The following is a 2,099-nucleotide window of genomic DNA, read 5'->3' as shown; positions in this document are numbered from 1 at the left end:
TTTTTTTTCGGAAGTTCCGCCCCCTCCCCCACCTTGGTGGCAAGAAGTTTTTGTGTCACAAAAACACATCTTGCAACTATTTAAAATCGCTATGTTATTATATAAAACCGTGTTTAGTGAAGATTTTATTTTCTCGCATTACCAATGGAGAAAATTCTTTTCTCCATTGGTAATGCGAAATATCATAGGACTAAAAGTGCAAAATATCAAAAGACCAGAGTATAAAAATATCAAAATATCAAAATATCAAAGGATATTTTACCCCTCCGATTTCATATGATTTTATCATTGGTATAACCTACTAGACCAATTTTTAATCGTACCTCTAAAATTTGGTCGTAGGCTCTTCGAGAGATAAAAAACAAATCTTGTTTTGTTCTGAAAACGCTAAAAAACCTAAATGTTTTAGCGCAGCTAAAAAAATCACTCCCGTACTTTTTTCTGACACAATCGGAGAATTTCCGGTTCTAGTTCTTCGCCGATCAACATTTCCCCTGTTGCTTGGTTAACCCAATCGAATGCATCTTTTTGCCAAATCCATAAACTTTCTTCGTTTCCTAGACGCAAATAAAGTTCTTCTTCAAATTGTCCTTGTACTTGAAAATCTTCGTCTGTCGGCTCTTTTATAGCTTTAATTCCTCCAAAAGTAGCAAGAGTACGTTTCCCTTTTAAAATACAAAAAAGTGCGTCTAATCGTTTAAAATTATCTGATTTAGACAAATCAACAGTCATTTTAATAGCGTACTTAAATAACTCCGATAAAGCTCCTGCATTAGCAGGCCTGATATCTTGAGCATTTGGATTAGATTGAGGATTCCGTTTTAACCATTCTTTTACAATCCACTCAGCATTCGCCCACCCATCAACAATCATATGCATATGGTAGTGATATTGTCCATTCGGTCTAATAGTACATTCCATTGTCCTAATTCCTTTTAAAAAAACACCACTCTTAAAGGCATCCCCTCTCTTGTCTTTGCTTGAATTATAGAGCATTCTCCAGCTTTTTTCCATTTCTTCTATTTGGCTTTGGAGTTCTTCAATGGAACAAGTAGGTCTTGTAAGAGTAACAAAAAACGGCTGTCCAAAATCATTAATTTGAGTAGCATATTGTTTTATATTAATAGCACTACGTATACGATTACAAGTATAGCACCAACGATTTTTGCAGTAAGTTGAAGTCATTTTTTCGCCGTTATAATGTTTAACACGATTGCAATGATAAGTATTATCATAGCTCTTTTTTAGAGGAGAGCTGGGATTCCACATTGCTAAATTAATTGCAAAGTGGTCTGTTATGGCTTTGTATTTTTGTTGTTTCTGTCCTTGTGTAAGGCTTTTTTTATTATCTTTACCCATAGAAAATGAGACGATACAATATCGCGTTTTAGTCTTGCTGAAGAGGTCGGATTCCAAAGCAAGAATTATACATCTTTGTCTTTTATCGAATCAAAGATACAAAAAATAAATGCTTGGGTTTTTACTCAAGCATTATTTTTTTACAGCAATTGCTGTTTTTTATCTCTCATTTTAGGAGCAAGGGGCTAAAACGTCATGACAATTTCACTGCGTTACATTGCATTCCTATTTCGTCCCTTGAAAATTTTTTACGCTTCGCTAAATTTTAGATTTTTCATTCTGAAAAATTGGAAAAAAACCCACTTGAAAAATAGATTTCCCAAGCAGTTATGCTAATGTATCAAGGCTATGAGGTAAAACCCTTGAAAACAAAGGACTTAGGGGCTTTTTACCGACAAATAGAAAAGTTAGATTTTAAAGCCTTTTTTCTTTGAAAAAAGTAGGTAGGTTTTTTAGCGTTTTTAGAACAAAACAAGTTCTTTTTTTCTGATGAAAAGACAAAAAAAAAGCCCAGAGTTATCTCTAGACTTCTTGTTTCGTTTTCGAATTTCGGCGCTCAAGAGTTGCACCTCTGCAGAGCTCTTTACCTCCTCATCGACTCACAAATATAATGTTTTTTTTCGGAAGTTCCGCCCCCTCCCCCACCTTGGTGGCAAGAAGTTTTTGTGTCACAAAAACACATCTTGCAACTATTTAAAATCGCTATGTTATTATATAAAACCGTGTTTAGTGAAGATTTT

At 34.4% G+C, this 2,099-nt stretch carries 2 protein-coding genes; one reads left to right on the top strand and one right to left on the bottom strand.

Translation table 11 applies throughout. The features are described 5' to 3' along the window. The coding region (locus FTV32_RS17370; protein ID WP_218947436.1) for a hypothetical protein at positions 1-280 on the top strand (280 nt) is incomplete at its 5' end. A 143-nt stretch (positions 281-423) separates the two neighbouring features. Here the strand turns inward: FTV32_RS17370 and FTV32_RS16685 are convergent. After that, complete coding sequence (locus tag FTV32_RS16685; RefSeq protein ID WP_179997572.1) at positions 424-1,359, bottom strand: protein rep; 936 nt, start codon at positions 1,357-1,359, stop codon at positions 424-426. Positions 1,360-2,099 lie beyond the last annotated feature (740 nt).

Source organism: Acinetobacter sp. YH16032, from assembly GCF_013417345.1.
Classification (GTDB): domain Bacteria; phylum Pseudomonadota; class Gammaproteobacteria; order Pseudomonadales; family Moraxellaceae; genus Acinetobacter.
Note: the sequence above shows the minus strand (reverse complement) of the source record. Positions and strands in the feature narration are given on the sequence as shown.

Coding starts and splice junctions, on each gene's coding strand:
- FTV32_RS16685 (WP_179997572.1), bottom strand. CDS start 1,359: ATGGGTAAAGATAATAAAAAAAGCCTTACACAAGGACAGAAACAACAA.